This window comes from Acinetobacter sp. 22301, from assembly GCF_052045285.1.
Classification (GTDB): domain Bacteria; phylum Pseudomonadota; class Gammaproteobacteria; order Pseudomonadales; family Moraxellaceae; genus Acinetobacter; species Acinetobacter pittii.
Map to the genome: position 1 here is coordinate 380,608 of NZ_JBQEOR010000001.1, position 17,359 is coordinate 397,966.

Below are 17,359 nucleotides of genomic sequence, written 5' to 3' on the forward strand. Positions count from 1 at the left end.
AAATATGGCGTCTCAGGATTACGCTGCACCAAATAAAAGTATCGATGCTCAAGCATTAATTAATGATGCTCCACTTAGTAAATATCAATGGATGATCGCCATCATCTGTTTTTTAATTATTTTTACTGATGGTATTGATACTGCTGCAATGGGTTTTATTGCTCCAGCTTTGGCACAAGACTGGGGAGTTGATCGCTCTCAGTTAGGGCCAGTGATGAGTGCTGCACTTGGTGGAATGATTATTGGAGCTTTGGTTTCTGGCCCAACAGCTGACCGTTTTGGTCGCAAAATCGTACTGGCTTTTTCGATGCTTGTATTTGGTGGGTTCACCTTGGCATCTGCTTATGCAACCAACTTAGATAGTCTTGTCGTTTTACGCTTTTTGACAGGTATTGGCTTGGGTGCAGCGATGCCAAATGCCACTACATTATTTTCTGAATACTGTCCAACACGCATTCGTTCACTGCTGGTGACCTGTATGTTCTGTGGCTACAACTTAGGTATGGCAACAGGTGGCTTTATTAGTAGCTGGCTGATCCCGACTTATGGTTGGCACAGTCTATTTTTACTTGGTGGCTGGTCACCTTTGATCTTAATGATTTTAGTGATTTTAGTTTTACCTGAGTCTTACCGCTTTTTAATTGTGAAAGGTAAGAATCCTGAAAAAGTACGCAAAATCTTAAATCATATCGCACCAACTCAAGTTCAAAATGCGACTGCGTTTCACGTACCTGAAGAGAAAACTGAAACAGCTCAAAAGAAAAATGTCTTTGGAATTATGTTTTCTAAACCATATGCGAAAGGAACGCTTTTGCTTTGGTTGACCTATTTCATGGGCTTGGTGGTTGTTTACTTGCTTACAAGCTGGTTGCCAACACTTATGCGTGAAACAGGTGCGTCAATGGAGCGGGCTGCATTTATCGGTGGATTGTTCCAGTTCGGTGGTGTGGTAAGTGCCTTATTTATTGGTTGGGCGATGGACAAATTCAACCCTAACCGAGTGATTGCTATTTTCTACTTTGCTGCAGGTCTATTTGCGATTGCTGTTGGTCAAAGCTTAGGAAACTCAACATTACTTGCAGTATTGGTGCTTTGTGCGGGTATCGCAATTAACGGTGCGCAATCTTCAATGCCTGCGTTAAGCGCTCGTTTCTATCCAACGCAGTGCCGTGCAACTGGCGTGTCTTGGATGACGGGGATTGGACGTTTCGGTGCGGTATTTGGTGCTTGGATTGGGGCTGTGTTACTCGGAAATGATTGGTCGTTTACCGCCATTCTTAGTTTATTACTAATTCCAGCGACTGCTGCGGCTGTTGCTGTATTTGTTAAATCACTTGTTGCGCATACCGATGCAACTTAATAGAGGTCTATCACAATGAATGATGAACAACGCTATAAACAAGGCATTGAGGTGCGGACTGAAGTTTTGGGTGAAAAACATGTTGGTCGGTCTTTGCAGAACTTAAATGACTTTAACCAAGATTTTCAAAATTTTATTAGCCGTTACGCATGGGGTGAGGTGTGGTCTCGGCCGGGCTTACCACGTCATACACGTAGTTTAGTCACTATCGCAATTTTATTGGCGCTTGGCCGTGAAGACGAACTACGCATGCATTTACGTGCTTGCTTTAACAATGGCGTAACTAAAGAAGATTTAAAAGAGCTGATCTTACACAGTTCACTCTATGCAGGTTTACCTGCTGCAAATGCTGCAATGCATATGGCTGAAGAAGTCTTTAAAGAGTTGGGGATAGAGGTAAACCCAATTGCAGCGAAAGAACAGGATTAAGGAGATAAAGATGTCACAACATAGCTGGGGTGCTTACGCCCAACGTAATACAGATGACCATCCACCAGCGTATACGCCAGGTTATAAAACAAGTGTATTACGTTCGCCAAAAAATGCATTGATCTCTATTAACGAGACTTTAACTGAAGTCACTGCACCGCATTTTTCTTCAAATTTGTTTGGCCCAAAAGATAACGATTTGATTTTGAACTATGCCAAAGATGGTTTACCAATTGGTGAGCGTGTCATTGTCCATGGCTATGTTCGTGACCAATTTGGTCGTCCTGTGAAAAATGCACTTCTAGAAGTATGGCAAGCCAATGCTTCTGGCCGTTACCGTCATCCAAACGACAAGTTTATTGGTGCAATGGATCCTAACTTTGGTGGTTGTGGTCGTACCTTAACTGATGAAAACGGTTTTTATATTTTCCGTACCATTAAACCGGGTCCGTACCCATGGCGTAACCGTATCAATGAATGGCGTCCAGCTCATATCCATTTCTCTTTAATTGCTGATGGTTGGGCTCAGCGTCTGATTTCGCAGTTTTATTTTGAAGGCGATACGCTCATTGATACTTGCCCGATCTTAAAAACGATTCCTTCTGAAGATCAACGTCGTGCCTTGATCGCACTAGAAGATAAAAACAACTTTATCGAAGCTGATAGTCGTTGTTACCGTTTTGACATCACTTTACGTGGCCGTCGAGCGACTTACTTCGAAAACGAATTGACTTAATCGGGAGCACGAGCATGAATAACTGGAATTTTCAGGAACTAAAAGAAACTCCATCTCAAACAGGTGGACCTTACGTTCACATTGGCTTATTGCCACAACAAGCAAATATTGAAGTGTTTGAAAACAACTTTAATAACCAGTTAGTACAAGATCAGACCAAAGGTGAGCGTATTCGTCTTGAAGGCCAAGTGTTTGACGGGTTGGGTTTACCGCTACGCGATGTGCTGATTGAGATTTGGCAAGCTGATGCGAACGGTATTTATCCAAGTCAGGCAGATACGCGTGAGCAAAAAGCTGACCCAGCATTTCAAGGTTGGGGCCGTACAGGTGCTGACTTCGAAACGGGTGTTTGGAGTTTCAATACGATTAAACCGGGCGCGACAGTAGGCCGTAAAGGTTCAACTCAAGCACCTCATATTGCATTAGTCATTTTCGCTCGCGGTATTAACTTAGGTCTTCATACACGTGTTTATTTTGAAGATGAAGCTGAAGCAAATGCTAACGACCCAATTCTAAATAGCATTGAATGGGCACCACGTCGCCAAACACTTATTGCAAAACGTTTTGAAGAAAATGGTGAAGTTGCTTACCGCTTTGATATTCGTATTCAAGGTGATGAAGAAACTGTATTTTTTGATATTTAAGAAACACCTAAGGCTACACCTGATTATTCAAGGATGCGTGTAGCCTTTTTAAGGATGAACGATATGAACATGAAAACATTATTAAGCCTAAGTTTGCTTGCACTCCCATTTTTTACTGCACAGGTGAATGCTGAACCTGTTGCTTTAGCTGCTCAAACACAACCTGCTAATACAGCCGTTAAAACGATTGTTCCGATTACCGCAAAAACCAAAGAACAAGCTTTGGCACAAGCTCAAGTCATTGCAAATACAGCAGATGCTGATTTGGCAGAGTTTCGTATCGATTTACTTAGTTTTGCGAGTGATACAAAACAAGTGATTTCCTTGGGCCATGAGTTGAAAAAGATTTTGGGCAATAAGCCAATGATTGCCACCATTCGTACGAAAAACGAAGGCGGCCAGCTTGAAATTAGTGATGTGGATTATGGTAAGACTTATCAAGCTTACTTAAAGAATCCGTTCATGGATTGGATAGATGTTGAAATGTTCCGTGATCAAAAAGTAGTTTCAGAAATTGTTCAAAAAGCACATCAAAAGAAAGTACTAATTGTCATGTCTAATCACGACTTCCAAAAAACACCAAGCCAAGATGAAATTGAAAAACGCTTGTTAAAACAAGACCAGATGGGTGCAGATATTCTAAAAATTGCCGTTATGCCAAAATCTAAACAAGACGTTTTCACTTTAATGAACGCAACTTTAAAAGTAAGTCAGCAAACCACTAAACCATTGTTAACGATGTCGATGGGGCAACTTGGTACGATTTCGCGTGTTGCGACTGCCAACATGGGCGGAAGTTATAGCTTTGGCATGATTGGTCAGGCTTCTGCACCGGGTCAAATTGATGTGACCAAGCTCAAACAAATTTTACAAACAGTTCAACCAACAAACCCATAAATCATAAGGATATGATGAAATGAATACATTACGTTTAACTACTCTTGCATTAGGTTTGATGGTTTCAGGCATAGCTGCGGCTCAAACTTATGTGGTTGACCGTTATCAAGACGATAGCAATAAAGGCTCTTTACGCTGGGCAATTGAACAAGCCAATGCAAACCCAAGCGAAGCTAGCGACATTTTGATTCAAGCAGTAGGTAAAGCGCCTTATGCGATTAAATTAAATAGTGCACTTCCTGAAATTAAAGCACCTGTCAAAATCATTGGTACCCAGTGGGATAAAACTGGCGAATACATCGCAATTGATGGTTCAAATTATATTAAAGGCGAAGGTGCAAAAGCTTGTCCTGGTGCAAACCCTGAACAGTACGGCACCAATGTACGTACGATGACTTTACCGGGATTGGTACTGCGTGACGTCAACAATGTCACTTTAAAAGGTTTAGACATTCATCGCTTCTGTATTGGGGTATTGATTAACCGTTCAAGCAATAACCTTATTCAACACAACCGTATTAGTAATAACTACGGTGGTGCTGGTGTTATGTTGACGGGTGATGATGGTCAAGGTAACCCAACTGCAACCACCACCAATAACAACAAAGTTTTAGACAACATTTTCCAAGACAATGGTGATGGTCTAGAGCTGACACGTGGTGCAGCATTTAACTTAATTGCGAATAACCATTTTGTTTCAACTAAAGCAAATCCAGAACCATCACAAGGTATTGAAATCTTGTGGGGTAATGACAATGCTGTGGTTGGTAATAAGTTTGAAAACTATTCAGATGGCTTACAGATCAACTGGGGTAAGCGTAACTATATCGCTTACAACGAAATGACCAATAACTCGATTGGTTTTAACATGACGGGTGATGGCAATATTCTTGATAGCAATAAAGTACATGGTAACCGTATTGGTGTAGCCATCCGTTCTGAAAAAGATGCAAATGCAAAAATTACACTGACTAAAAACCTGATTTGGGACAATGGTAAAGATATTAAACGCTGTGAAGCGGGTGGTTCATGTGTACCAGATCAGCGTTTGGGTGCAATTGTATTTGCTGTGCCTGCACTTGAGCATGCCGGATTTGTAGGTTCTCGTGGAGGTGGTGTGGTTGTTGACCCATCTAAACAGCAAAAAACATGTACTCAGCCAAATGAACAAGGCTGTAATGCTCAACCTAATCAGGGTATTAAAGCTCCTAAATTAACTGCGAACAAAGGTTCATTGGCTGTAGAAATTAATGGTTTACCAAATCAACGTTACCAAGTTGAATTTTTTGGCAATCAAAATGCGGCATCAAAAGAAGCTGAGCAATATTTAGGAGCAATAACTGTTGCTACAGATGCACAAGGGATCGCAAAAGCAAATTGGAAGCTGTCTGTAAAAGTTGCCTCAATTACAGCGAATATTACTGATCGTTTTGGAGCTACGTCTGAACTTAGTTCGGCCGTACAAACTAAATAATAACAATAAGGAAAGCGCCTCAAACCGAGGCGCAGCATAGAAATATAGAAATGATAAAAGGGACTTGAAATGCCAAATTTAATGAAATTGAGTGTGTTAACAATCGCTGTATTAGGTAGCCAATTTGCGCTCGCGAATGAGCCTTGGTCACAAGACCGTCAATGGTTGCTAGGCGACTGGAATGGAAAACGCCAGCAATTAGAGCAGCAGGGCTATAAATTTACAGCTTCTATTATGAGCCAAAGTGCTACAAATTTAGATGGTGGTTACAACGACAGCAATACTTTTGAAAATGCTGCGCAACTTTCTTTAGGTGCAAACTTCGATTTAGAAAAAATCGCTGGATGGAAAGATACAACAGCGAGCCTAGTCGTGACTAAACGTGACGGCAATGCATTAACTCTTGAGCGTATTAAAGACCCACGTTCTAGCCAATTGGGCAATGCTCAAGAAATTTACGGACGCGGTAAAATCTGGCGTCTGTCTCAAGCGTGGGTGAAGAAGGGTTTTGTTGATAATACTGTACAGGTCAAATTTGGTCGTATGGGAATGTCAGAGGACTTTAATAGTTCTCAATGTGAATTTCAGAACTTATTGCTCTGCGGTGGGCAGTTAGGAAAATCAATTGGTTCAATTTGGTATAACTCACCAGTCGGTGTTTGGGCGACAAACGTTAAATATCAGTTTTCACCTGAATGGACTTTGGGGTTGGGTGTGTATGAGGTCAATCCAGACAACATTAAAACCGAATCAAATAGTGATGGTTTTAATCTGGATATGAACAATGTGAAGGGCGCAACCATACCGGTTGAGCTGGCGTGGAAACCAAAACTTGCTGCCTTTAATGGCTTGCCGGGTGAATATAAAGTAGGTGCACTGTACTCAACCGCAGAAGCCAATGATATTAAAACTGCGGGTAAGGTTCATGATGGAAAACAAAGTTTCTGGCTTAATGCACAGCAACAACTTACGAATAAAGGCGAAGATCCGAAACGCGGTTTATATGTAAGTTTTAATGGTGTTGTAAATGATAAAGCAACTACCTTCATTCAAAGTACGCAACAGCTTGCTCTTTGGTATAAGGGACCGTTTGATAGCCGTCCAAATGATTCGATTGGTTTTGGTATAGCCAATTATGTAGTTAATGACCGTGCTAAAGATAAACAGATCGCGACAAACGAAAGCCGCGGATACTATGGCTATGATTCGATTGCATCTGACTATATTCCAATTCAAGATGACGAATTAAATGTCGAGTTGAACTATACCTATCAATGGTCTCCGGCCGTCATGTTACGTCCAAACATTCAATATATCCATCAACCTGCTGGTGTGAAAGAAGTCGATGATGCTTGGGTGGCGGGCCTGAGTGTAAAAGTTAATTTTTAATAATATTGATGGCTGGTTAGACATAGTTTAACTGGCCCAAATGCTTGAACTATTCGGGTTCAGTATATGTGGAGTAGGATCTATGTCTGAGTCAGATTCTAAGTTTCATATCTTATTCAAAATATGGTGTTTTATTTTAGGTTTAGCTTTATTGGCTACTGGTATTTTTTATATCGTGGGCGGTGGAAAGCTAGTATCTCTCGGTGGTTCTTGGTATTTCCTTATCTCAGGACTGTTTATAACCATTTCAGCAATTAGTATTTTCCGAAAAAAAGCGCTGGGCGTCTGGATTTTTGCGGCTGTTTTTGTTGGTACGGTAATTTGGTCACTCATTGATGCTGGATGGGAGTTTTGGCCGTTATTCTCGCGCTTAATGTTTCCTGCTGGTCTTTTTGCTGCGTTGTTCTTTACCTTACCTTCAATTCGACGCTACCAATTTCAAACTAGTTTGGCATCTTCAGCTTATGCAGTAGGTGGCTTAGTTGTTGCGGGAATGTTGATTGCGCTCTACCAAATGTTCCAACCGCATCCAACAGTAGCAAGCTCAGGTGAAAAACTACCTTTAGTACCAGTTGACCCTGCAAAAAAACAGGTGAATTGGGAAAATTATGGTAATGATGCAGGTGGTAGCCGCTTTGTTGCGCTCGATCAAATTAACCGTGATAACGTTCATAAATTAAAAGAAGCTTGGCGCTTTAGAACGGGCGACTTTACAACGGGTAGCGGTAATGGGGCTGAAGACCAAATGACCCCGCTACAAGTTGGAAATAAAGTGTTTTTATGTACACCACATAACAACATTTTTGCGATAGATGCCGACTCGGGCAAGCAACTCTGGAAAGCTGAGGTGAACTCTACAGCCGATGCTTGGGAACGTTGCCGTGGTGTTGCATACTTTGATTCAACAAAACCGCTTGTACAACCAACTTTAGCTGGTGCAAATGCAGTAACTGCGGTTGCAACCAATACGGCATGTCCACGCCGTGTATATACCAACACACCTGATGGTCGTTTAATTGCAGTGAATGCAGATAACGGTCAGCGCTGTGCTGATTTTGGTGTAAATGGAACGGTTGATTTGCTAGAAGGTCTTGGCGCTGGAACAAAAGCTCCACGTTTTGAAGTGACTTCTGCACCGACTATTGCTGGAACAACTATTGTGGTGGGTAGCCGTATTGCCGACAATGTAGCCGCAGATATGCCAGGTGGTGTTATTCGTGGTTATGACGTGATTACGGGTAAACTTCGCTGGGCATTTGACCCGCGTAATCCAAATCCTAACTATGTTCTTAAACCGGGTGAAACCTATAAACGTAGTTCGGCAAACTCATGGGCTGCAATGTCATATGATCCACAAATGAACACGCTGTTCTTACCTATGGGTAGTTCATCTGTCGACATTTGGGGTGGTAACCGTAATCCATTGGATCATAAATACAATACTTCTGTGTTAGCACTTGATGCGACAACAGGTAAAGAAAAATGGGTATATCAAACTGTTCATAACGATTTATGGGACTTTGACTTACCAATGCAACCGAGTTTGGTTGACTTCCCATTAAAAGATGGTACGACTAAACCAGCTGTTGTCATTGGAACCAAATCAGGCCAATTCTTTGTTCTTGACCGAGTAACGGGTAAACCGTTGACTAAAGTAATTGAACAGCCAGTTAAACCTGCCAATATTCCGGGTGAACAATACAGCTTAACTCAACCTCGTTCAGTTGAAATGCCTCAAATTGGTAATCAGACTTTAACTGAGTCAGATATGTGGGGCGCAACGCCGTTCGATCAACTGATGTGTCGTATTAACTTCAAGTCAATGCGTTACGAAGGCTTATTTACTGCACCAGGTACTGATGTTTCATTAAGCTTCCCAGGTTCGTTGGGTGGTATGAACTGGGGTAGCATCGCTTTTGACCCGACTCATCGTTATATGTTCGTGAACGATATGCGCCTTGGTTTGTGGATTCAATTGATGGAGCAAACTCCTGAAGATATTAAGATTCAGGCGAATGGTGGAGAGAAAGTAAACACAGGTATGGGAGCTGTACCAATGAAAGGTACACCATATAAAGTGAATAAAAACCGCTTTATGTCGGCTCTAAGCATTCCTTGTCAAAAACCACCATTTGGCACCATGACTGCGATTGATTTGAAAACTCGTCAAGTTGCATGGCAAGTACCATTAGGTACAGTTGAAGATACTGGGCCGATGGGTATCAAGATGGGTTTAAAAGCACCGATCGGTATGCCAACAATTGGTGGGCCTATGGCAACTCAAGGTGGCTTAGTTTTCTTTGCTGCAACACAAGATTACTACTTACGTGCATTTGATTCATCTACAGGTAAGGAACTGTGGAAATCACGCATGCCAGTAGGTAGCCAAGGAACACCAATAAGCTATGTTTCACCTAAAACAGGTAAACAGTATGTGGTTGTTACCGCAGGTGGAGCACGTCAATCACCTGATCATGGCGATTATGTGATCGCTTATAGCTTAGAACAATAATTAAGTTAGGCAAAAGAGAGTATTTCTCTTTTGCCTTAACCTTTAATATATTTTTTATATAAAAGAGTGAAAGTAAATTCTATATTTTTAACTAGATAGCTTTACCAAATAGTAAAAAAGTGCTTGATGTTGTTGCTAAACTTGAAATAGGCTTATGGTCAATTCAGCCTGAACGCTAGATATAGCTTAACTATTGACCAGTTCCTTAGGATATTTTACCTATAAATAAAACCTTAACTTTTATTAAGTTTTGTTTAACTTAACATTGTGAATTTTAATTAAAAATAAACATTATTAAGTTTTAAACATTAAAAATACGGTGTTTTTTGTTGGAAAAATGAGCTTAAATATATACTTATATTATATTTATATAATTTATTGGGTTGCGCTAGAATGGTCGACGCAGATTATTACTATCCAGTAATAATTTGTATTTCAGGAATTTAAGCTTTTATGGCTTAAGGCTCATCGAAAGATGGGCCTTTTTTTATGGATGAAAAAAATGATTTTTGAATTATGCTCAATAGCCTAAGCAAAATTAAATGTTAAATAATGAATAAAATCACAAAAAATAGTCTTTAATGACAAGAAGTGTATGATTTGATAAATTAAAGCCACTTGATAATAATAGGTGATGTAATGAGATTTTTGGTTCTTGCAACTTTATCTGGTTTAGCTTTGATGGGTTGTGCTTCTGTTCAGCAAGCACCGAATACACAAGAGACAATTCGCTATGCTTCTAGCCCATGTTTTGGCGCATGTCCGATTTATTCTGTAGAAGTAACACCTACAGGTTTAATTCGCTTTGAAGGTAAACAATACACTAAGGCTATAGGCGTTAAAGAAATTCAAGGTAGCGTAAAAGATTATAAAAAACTTGCAGATGATCTAAAAACTTATCGCCCTGAAACAGGTACACAATCAAAAACTGCGGGTTGCCAGCAAACAGCGACCGACATGTCTAGCTATTACATTACTTGGATTCAACCTAATGGCACAGAAACTAAATTAAGCCATTACACAGGTTGTATCTCTCCAGCAAATAATAGATTGAATAAGGTTATGGAAAAGTTACCTGAACAATTAGGCATTAAAGATCTAATTTAATGATAAAAGCCCCAAAATCTTGGGGCTTTTTCTTGTTAAGAAGAATTATACACTCAAAAGTTTTATATTAAGTATTTCTAAAAGAATCAGCGTATAATACATATTATAAAAACATATATTGTTAAGAGTGGTTATATGTCAAATATTGTCTATGCCTTTTTTGGTGGTTTATTACTAGGCATCGCAACAGTTGGGTATTTATATATAAATGGCCGTATAGCCGGAATCAGTGGTTTGCTTGCTCAAGTCATCAATGCTACTAAAGACACCTTTAAGAGTTCGGCATTCTGGTTTATTGCGGGACTCGTGATTACACCTTTCATATATAGTTATTTTTATCAGCCTGAAATTGAAATTAAAGCTAATACATTTGCACTTATTCTAGCAGGTGTACTTGTAGGCTTTGGAACACGGTTAGGGTCGGGTTGTACAAGCGGTCATGGTATTTGTGGTATGAGCAGGTTATCAAAACGTTCGATGATAGCGACAGCAGTTTTTATGTTTGCTGGCATGTTAACGGTTTATATCATTCGTCATGTGATGGGGTAATCCTATGAAAAACATTTTTGCTTTTTTATTTGGTAGCTTATTTTCATTAGGTTTAATGATCTCTGGCATGTCTAATCCAGAAAAGGTATTAGGTTTTTTAGATATTTTTGGGCAGTGGGATATTAGCTTAATGTTTGTAATGTTAGGTGCTATTGCTGTGGCATTTATTCCATTTCAAAAGGCTATAAAAACTCCTAAAACACTCTTTAATGAACAAATTCAATTACCAACGAATACACAGATTGACCAAAGGTTAATTGTGGGTGCTTTTATTTTCGGTATAGGCTGGGGAATAGCAGGTATATGTCCAGCGCCCGCTTTAACTCTGATTGGATTAGGGCATTTTGAAGCGCTTTATTTTATTGTCGCAATGTTATTAGGAATGTTTATTTACCGAATTTTAAATAAAGGAAATTAAGCCTATGCAACAACCTCTAGTAAAAGATTTTTTTGATGAAAACACCAATACTTTTAGCTATGTTGTTGCGGATTTAGCGACTCTTCAATGCGCTATTATTGATAGCGTGCTTGATTACGATGCCGCATCGGCCACTACAAAAACATCCAATGCTGATCTGATCGTCGATTATGTCTTCGCGCAAAACTTCAAAGTACAATGGATTTTAGAAACCCACGTACATGCCGACCATATGACTGCGGCTCAATATTTAAAATCTAAATTGGGCGGTACAATTGCAATTAGTCAAAAAATCTCGATAGTACAAGAAACATTTTCGGCTATCTATAATTTTGATTTTAAGAAATTTAATGAAAATCAGCCTTTTGATTATTTATTTGAAGATTATGAACAATTCAAAATAGGGGAGATAGAAGCCTATAACATTCCTACACCAGGGCATACACCCGCTTGCTTAAGCTATGTGATTGCTGATGCTGTTTTTGTAGGTGATACTTTATTTATGCCTGATTATGGTTCGGCCAGATGTGACTTTCCTAAAGGAAGTGCTGCTGAGCTTTATGATTCGGTCCAAAAAATTTATACACTTCCCGACAATATGCGCATGTTTTTATGCCATGACTATAAGCCCGAAGGTCGTGATGAATATATCTGTCAAACAGATATAAAAACTCAAAAGCAAAGCAATATTCATTTAAATCGACAAGTTTCTAAAGAATCATTCATCAAAATGCGTCAAGAAAGAGATGCTACTTTGGCAATGCCAAAATTAATTCTGCCTTCAATTCAAATTAATATGAACGGTGGAAACTTTCCGGAACCAGAATCAAACGGCATTCGTTATTTGAAAATTCCTTTCAACTACTTCTAGAAATAGCCTAAGCAAGATTTAAAGAACTTGTCTTAAATCCCGCGAAGTCTCTTGCAATAGCGGCAGAATATGTTGAATTAAATATTCTTCAGTTGTTTTCATAGTTGGAGAAACAATATTTAAAGCTGCAACCACTTTAAAGTCTTGCCCATAAATCGGTACGGCGAGCGCATGAACTCCTAATTCGTGTTCTTCACGCGAATAACACCAATCTTGTTCTCGAATCTCTTGTAGTAACTCTAAAAATTTATCATTTTCGACATGCGTATATTTAGTTAAACGCTGAAGAGGATATTTTTGGAGCCAGTCCAATTGTTCTTCTTGGCTTAAATGTGCCAGTAAAATTTTACCCGCAGATGTCGCATGAGCAGGCAGACGGTTACCTAAGTGTAAGCCGTATGGATTTACACGGTCAGTTTGTTGGTGGGCCGCACTACGAGCAATAGTAATGGCTTCATAACCATCAAGTACCATCACCGAATAAATGAGAGAAGTTTGGTTAGTTAACAGATTTAATAAAGGCTGAGATACTTTCGGAAGCTGGGCTGCACCTAAATAAGCTCCTGAAAATTTAAGAACTTTTGGAGTTAAATAGTAATAGTGACCATCTGACTCAAGATAACCTAAATATTCTAAAGTTAATAAATGACGCCTTGCTGCTGCTCGGGTAAGCCCAGTTTTTTCAGCAGCCATAGAAATGTTTAAACGATGTTGATTACTACTAAAGCTATCTAAAATCGCCATGCCTTTACCAATGCCAGCAATGTAATCTTCATGACGAATCGTTTTTTTGTTGTCCTGATTCTGGATTATCCTTTCATCTTTACTCATTACTGGTCCTTGTACGATAGAAGCTTAGTAGATCAATTTGCTTTAATGAAAAAGTTTAATAATTTCATGTCGCAAAAATTGATGTCTTAAATTATCCCTTAAATCTTCGTGCCAAAACATACCCATTTTAATATTGGTTATCTCAAAAGGCAGAGAATGTAAGCAAATTTCATGACTATAAGACAAATGCTGTAAAATCATTCGAGGCATGGTGAGTATTGCGTCGGCTTGAGCTCCCAAAACTTGTAACGCCGTTGAATAGTTTTGACAGCGCATAAATAAATTTCTAGAGATTTTTTGGTGTTGGTTTAAATAAATATCTTCAAGTAAAGCGCCCGTACGGCGTGACGAAACGCCAATGTGCCGACCACTGATATAGCTGGATAAATCAACTTCTTTAAGTTGACTGCAAATGACAAACTCATCTGTTACCAAATGATCAAAGGTAATTTTTGGAGATAAGTATTGTTCTAGGTCAATCACGAAATCGAGCTGTTGTGTCGCCAAGTCCGCCATAATATGTTTTCGATCTAGCTTCATACTCACAAACTGCAAATCTAAATTAAGATTTTGAAAATGTTGAGCCAGTCTTGGAAGAATAATTGGTTCAATCTCATCATGAACGGCGATTTTTAAGCTTTTTAAACTGGTTGGATCAAAAACATGTTTCTGTTGGCTAATATTTTGGATGGTTAAAAGTGCTTGCTTAACAGTTGGGTAAATCTGCTCAGCAAAAGGAGTGGCAGACATTTTATTGCCTACTCGTATAAATACATCATCTTCAAGTTGCTGACGTAAACGCTGCAAAGCATGACTTGCCGCTGACTGCGTAATATTAAGGCTACTTGCGGCATTCGAAATACTTTTTTGTTCATAAATCGCGATAAAAAGCGGATATAAATTGATATCAATCCGGTGGAAAAAACTTAGATCTAGGCCATGTAAGTTATGAATATTATTCATGAGGTGTTATTTAATAAAATCATTTCATTCATATTAAGTTTCAAGTTATGTTGATGTAAAGACCAGATAATGATGTAAAGGAAAAAGAATGTTTGAACTCTCAAAAAAAGCTCAGGATTTTGCTGAGCGAACTAAAAAATTTATTCAAGAAGAAATAGAACCTGTCGAAGCAAAATTTTGGGAAGAAGTTCATGAGTTAAATCCAGATGGAAACTGGAAAAAATGGCAGTGGCCCGAGCTTTTAGAAACTCTAAAATCTAAAGCCAAACAAGCAGGCCTTTGGAATATGTTTTTACCTGATGAAAAGCTGGGTGCAGGGTTATCAGTTCAAGAATATGCGCATATTGCTGAATTAACTGGTCGTAGTTTATTGGCGCCCACTGTTTTTAACTGTAATGCACCAGATACGGGAAATATGGAAGTATTATGGCGCTATGGCAGTGAACAGCAAAAACAACAATGGTTAGAGCCTTTACTGGACGGAAAAATTCGCTCTGTTTTTTGTATGACTGAACCAGATGTTGCGTCAAGCGATGCAACCAATATGCAAGCGACTGCACTCATTGATGGTAATGAAATTGTTTTAAATGGCAAAAAGTGGTGGTCGTCTGGCTTAGGTGACCCAAATGCCAGAGTCATTATTTTTATGGCACATACTCCAGATGAAACCAAAGACCGTCATCATCAACACTCTATGGTTTTAGTACCGATTGATACGGCGGGTGTTGAAATTCAGCGTATGTTACCTGTGTTTGGTGATTACGATGCACCACATGGACATGGTGAAGTTCACTTTAACAATGTTCGAGTGCCTCTTGAAAACTTTATTGGTGGAGCGGGGCAAGGTTTTGAAATTGCACAAGGTCGCTTAGGGCCAGGGCGTATTCACCATTGCATGCGCTGTATCGGAGCTGCTGAAAAAGCACTAGAGCTTATGATTGATAGAGGCATGTCTAGAACGGCGTTTGGCAAAGAAATTTTAAAACTCGGTGGAAACCTCGAACGCGTGGCTGATGCTCGAGTCGCAATAGATCAAGCCAGACTTTTAACCTTGTATGCTGCTTATAAAATGGATACTTTAGGAAATATGGCTGCTTTAACAGAAATATCTGCAATTAAAGTAGTCGCTCCGAGCGTTTTAGAAAAAGTAGTCGATATGGCAATTCAGCTACATGGCGGTGCAGGTGTTTCAAGAGATACGCCATTAACGGGTTTCTTTGCCCAAGCACGCAGTTTACGTTTAGCTGATGGTCCGGATGAAGTACATAAAGGCATGATTGCCAAATTAGAGTTGGCCAAACGTGGTTATGGTCGTCATAAGAAAGTATAAGTTTAAAGGAAGTGAATATGTCGGTAATTGATGTAGGCGGTGAAGTACGTGAAGGTGAAGAGCTTGATATTGGGGCAGTTGAAAACTGGTTAAAAAACCAAGGTGTTGAGTTGGTTGGTCCAGCAGCCGTTACTCAATATACGGGTGGGGCGTCGAATTGGACTTATCGTTTAAAATATGAAAATACCGATTTAATTTTGCGACGTCCCCCAAAAGGAACAAAAGCGAAGTCAGCCCACGATATGGCCCGTGAATATATGGTGCAGAAAAATTTGGCCCCTTATTATCCAGTGCTTCCTAAGATGGTGGCACTTTGTAAGGATGAATCGGTCATTGGCTGTGATTTTTATGTCATGGAACGCATTGAAGGTATTATTCCTCGTGCAAAATTGCCACCTGAGCTTGGTTTTAATGAGGAAGATGTTCATCAACTTTGTGTAAACGTTATTGATAAGCTCATTGAGCTACATCAAGTTCCTTATGAGAACACGCCTTTAGCTGAACTAGGCAAAGGTGCGGGATATTGCCGTAGACAAGTTGAAGGTTGGGATAAGCGCTATGAAAAAGTCCGTACAATCAACGTTCCTTCATTTAAATATGTTCGAAAATGGCTAAACGATAATATCCCTCAAGACTCTACGACTTGTATTATTCACAATGATTGGCGTTTTGATAATGTGATTTTAGATCCAGAATATCCAACTGAAGTGATTGGCGTACTTGATTGGGAAATGGCGACCTTAGGCGATCCATTAATGGATTTGGGCAGTGCTTTGGCCTATTGGGTTGAGCCAACGGATAATATGATTTTTAGATCGACGCGCCGTCAGCCTACCCACTTAAAGGGAATGTTCTCTCGAAAAGAAGTCGTTGACTATTATTTGCAAAAAACAGGATTGGAACCTCAAAACTGGACTTTTTATGAGGTCTTCGGTGTATTCCGTTTAGCAGTGATTGCCCAGCAAATCTATTACCGTTATTACCATAAACAAACCCGAAATCCTGCATTTAAAGATTTCTGGATCGTGATTCATGCGCTACATATCCGAGCTTTAAAACTTATCGCACAGCAAAAATTGCAAGAATCTGAATTTGCTCAGCAATCTCTACAGAAAATACAGGGTATTTTAAGAAAATGACCACAATTTATCTGGTAAGACATGGACAGGCATCGTTTGGTAAAAGTAACTATGATGAGCTTTCTGAAAATGGTGAGGCTCAGGCGACTTTATTAGGCCATTATTTTAAGCAAATATTGAAAGAACAACCTTATGTGGTTGCTGGAACTATGCAGCGTCATGAGCAGACTGCAAAGCTTGCACTAAATGAATGCTTCCCAGATACGGTGATTCATCATAATAATTTATGGAATGAGTTTAACCACCAACAAGTTTTTGCCCGTTATGAACCGCGTTTTGAACAGCCTGAACTGTTGAAAGCTGACGTGGCGCAAGAACAAAACCCTCGCGCATATCTTGCCAAAATATTCGAAGGTGCCATTGGACGATGGACAGATGGCGATTTTCATCATGAATATGATGAGTCTTGGCCACATTTTAAAGAAAGAGTCGAAACAGCATTGCAGCAACTTTGTGATGAGTTAGCAAAAACCAAACCTCGCTATGCAATTGTTTTTAGCTCTGGTGGTGTGATTTCTGTAGCAATTGGAAAACTGCTTGAACTCAGTCCCAATCGAACTTTTGCATTGAATTGGGCAATTGCGAATACAAGCCTCACGACTTTACGTTTGGTTGGAAATGAAGCTCAGGTTTTAAGTTTAAATGAACATCATTTTATAAAAGCTGAGCGTCCAGATTTACTGACATGGATTTAAAATAAGGATAAAAGC

17 protein-coding genes are annotated in these 17,359 nt (G+C 39.6%); 15 read left to right on the forward strand and 2 right to left on the reverse strand.

Translation table 11 applies throughout. From position 1 onward, the window contains the following. Window positions 1-4 precede the first annotated feature (4 nt). The 12 genes from ACTJJH_RS01810 to ACTJJH_RS01865 all read left to right on the forward strand — a co-directional run bounded on the left by ACTJJH_RS01810 (window position 5) and on the right by ACTJJH_RS01865 (window position 12,386). Window positions 5-1,360: an MFS transporter gene (locus ACTJJH_RS01810; RefSeq protein ID WP_086393857.1), complete on the forward strand. Its 1,356-nt coding sequence runs from the start codon at window positions 5-7 to the stop codon at window positions 1,358-1,360. A 15-nt stretch (window positions 1,361-1,375) separates the two neighbouring features. Continuing rightward, entirely contained in the window at window positions 1,376-1,789 is a 414-nt protein-coding gene (gene pcaC, locus ACTJJH_RS01815; protein ID WP_000997505.1) for a 4-carboxymuconolactone decarboxylase, read from the forward strand. A 10-nt stretch (window positions 1,790-1,799) separates the two neighbouring features. Further along, the gene (gene pcaH / locus ACTJJH_RS01820; protein WP_000077913.1) at window positions 1,800-2,525 is read left to right on the forward strand and encodes a protocatechuate 3,4-dioxygenase subunit beta; all 726 of its coding nucleotides are present in this window, start codon (window positions 1,800-1,802) and stop codon (window positions 2,523-2,525) included. A gap of 14 nt (window positions 2,526-2,539) precedes the next feature. Beyond that, window positions 2,540-3,169 carry a protocatechuate 3,4-dioxygenase subunit alpha gene (gene pcaG / locus ACTJJH_RS01825; RefSeq protein ID WP_440600616.1) on the forward strand — a complete coding sequence of 210 codons (630 nt, stop codon included), beginning with the start codon at window positions 2,540-2,542 and terminating at the stop codon, window positions 3,167-3,169. A gap of 69 nt (window positions 3,170-3,238) precedes the next feature. Further along, window positions 3,239-4,066, forward strand: coding sequence for a type I 3-dehydroquinate dehydratase (gene aroD / locus ACTJJH_RS01830; protein ID WP_440600781.1), 828 nt, complete (start codon window positions 3,239-3,241; stop codon window positions 4,064-4,066). A 19-nt stretch (window positions 4,067-4,085) separates the two neighbouring features. Beyond that, a complete protein-coding gene (locus ACTJJH_RS01835) occupies window positions 4,086-5,540 on the forward strand; it encodes a right-handed parallel beta-helix repeat-containing protein (protein WP_440600617.1) in 1,455 nt (484 codons plus the stop codon). Window positions 5,541-5,609: 69 nt separating this feature from the next. Then, complete coding sequence (locus tag ACTJJH_RS01840; RefSeq protein WP_440600618.1) at window positions 5,610-6,929, forward strand: carbohydrate porin; 1,320 nt, start codon at window positions 5,610-5,612, stop codon at window positions 6,927-6,929. Between the two features lie 82 nt (window positions 6,930-7,011). Beyond that, on the forward strand, window positions 7,012-9,441 hold the full coding sequence (locus ACTJJH_RS01845; RefSeq protein WP_440600619.1) for a glucose/quinate/shikimate family membrane-bound PQQ-dependent dehydrogenase: 2,430 nt from the start codon (window positions 7,012-7,014) through the stop codon (window positions 9,439-9,441). A 648-nt stretch (window positions 9,442-10,089) separates the two neighbouring features. Next, window positions 10,090-10,548 carry a DUF6438 domain-containing protein gene (locus ACTJJH_RS01850; protein WP_014206923.1) on the forward strand — a complete coding sequence of 153 codons (459 nt, stop codon included), beginning with the start codon at window positions 10,090-10,092 and terminating at the stop codon, window positions 10,546-10,548. Between the two features lie 135 nt (window positions 10,549-10,683). Beyond that, a complete protein-coding gene (locus ACTJJH_RS01855; protein WP_440600620.1) occupies window positions 10,684-11,097 on the forward strand; it encodes a YeeE/YedE family protein in 414 nt (137 codons plus the stop codon). A 4-nt stretch (window positions 11,098-11,101) separates the two neighbouring features. Next, complete coding sequence (locus tag ACTJJH_RS01860) at window positions 11,102-11,515, forward strand: DUF6691 family protein (protein ID WP_017481010.1); 414 nt, start codon at window positions 11,102-11,104, stop codon at window positions 11,513-11,515. 4 nt (window positions 11,516-11,519) lie between these two features. Then, entirely contained in the window at window positions 11,520-12,386 is an 867-nt protein-coding gene (locus ACTJJH_RS01865; RefSeq protein ID WP_440600621.1) for an MBL fold metallo-hydrolase, read from the forward strand. Window positions 12,387-12,404: 18 nt separating this feature from the next. Here the strand turns inward: ACTJJH_RS01865 and pcaU are convergent, their stop codons facing one another. Both pcaU and ACTJJH_RS01875 read right to left on the reverse strand, forming a co-directional pair. After that, a complete protein-coding gene (pcaU, locus tag ACTJJH_RS01870; RefSeq protein ID WP_002120879.1) occupies window positions 12,405-13,217 on the reverse strand; it encodes an IclR family transcriptional regulator PcaU in 813 nt (270 codons plus the stop codon). Window positions 13,218-13,259: 42 nt separating this feature from the next. Continuing rightward, a complete protein-coding gene (locus tag ACTJJH_RS01875; protein ID WP_440600622.1) occupies window positions 13,260-14,180 on the reverse strand; it encodes a LysR family transcriptional regulator in 921 nt (306 codons plus the stop codon). 88 nt (window positions 14,181-14,268) lie between these two features. On the opposite strand from ACTJJH_RS01875, the gene ACTJJH_RS01880 reads away from it, so the two are divergent. From ACTJJH_RS01880 to ACTJJH_RS01890, 3 genes are read left to right on the forward strand one after another with little or no spacing between them, the layout of a single operon-like run. Next, entirely contained in the window at window positions 14,269-15,510 is a 1,242-nt protein-coding gene (locus tag ACTJJH_RS01880; protein ID WP_320123867.1) for an acyl-CoA dehydrogenase family protein, read from the forward strand. Between the two features lie 17 nt (window positions 15,511-15,527). Next, the gene (locus ACTJJH_RS01885) at window positions 15,528-16,649 is read left to right on the forward strand and encodes a phosphotransferase family protein (protein WP_440600623.1); all 1,122 of its coding nucleotides are present in this window, start codon (window positions 15,528-15,530) and stop codon (window positions 16,647-16,649) included. After that, window positions 16,646-17,344 carry a histidine phosphatase family protein gene (locus ACTJJH_RS01890; RefSeq protein WP_057086171.1) on the forward strand — a complete coding sequence of 233 codons (699 nt, stop codon included), beginning with the start codon at window positions 16,646-16,648 and terminating at the stop codon, window positions 17,342-17,344. The genes ACTJJH_RS01885 and ACTJJH_RS01890 overlap by 4 nt, the downstream gene beginning before the upstream one ends. The last annotated feature ends 15 nt before the right edge of the window (window positions 17,345-17,359 follow it).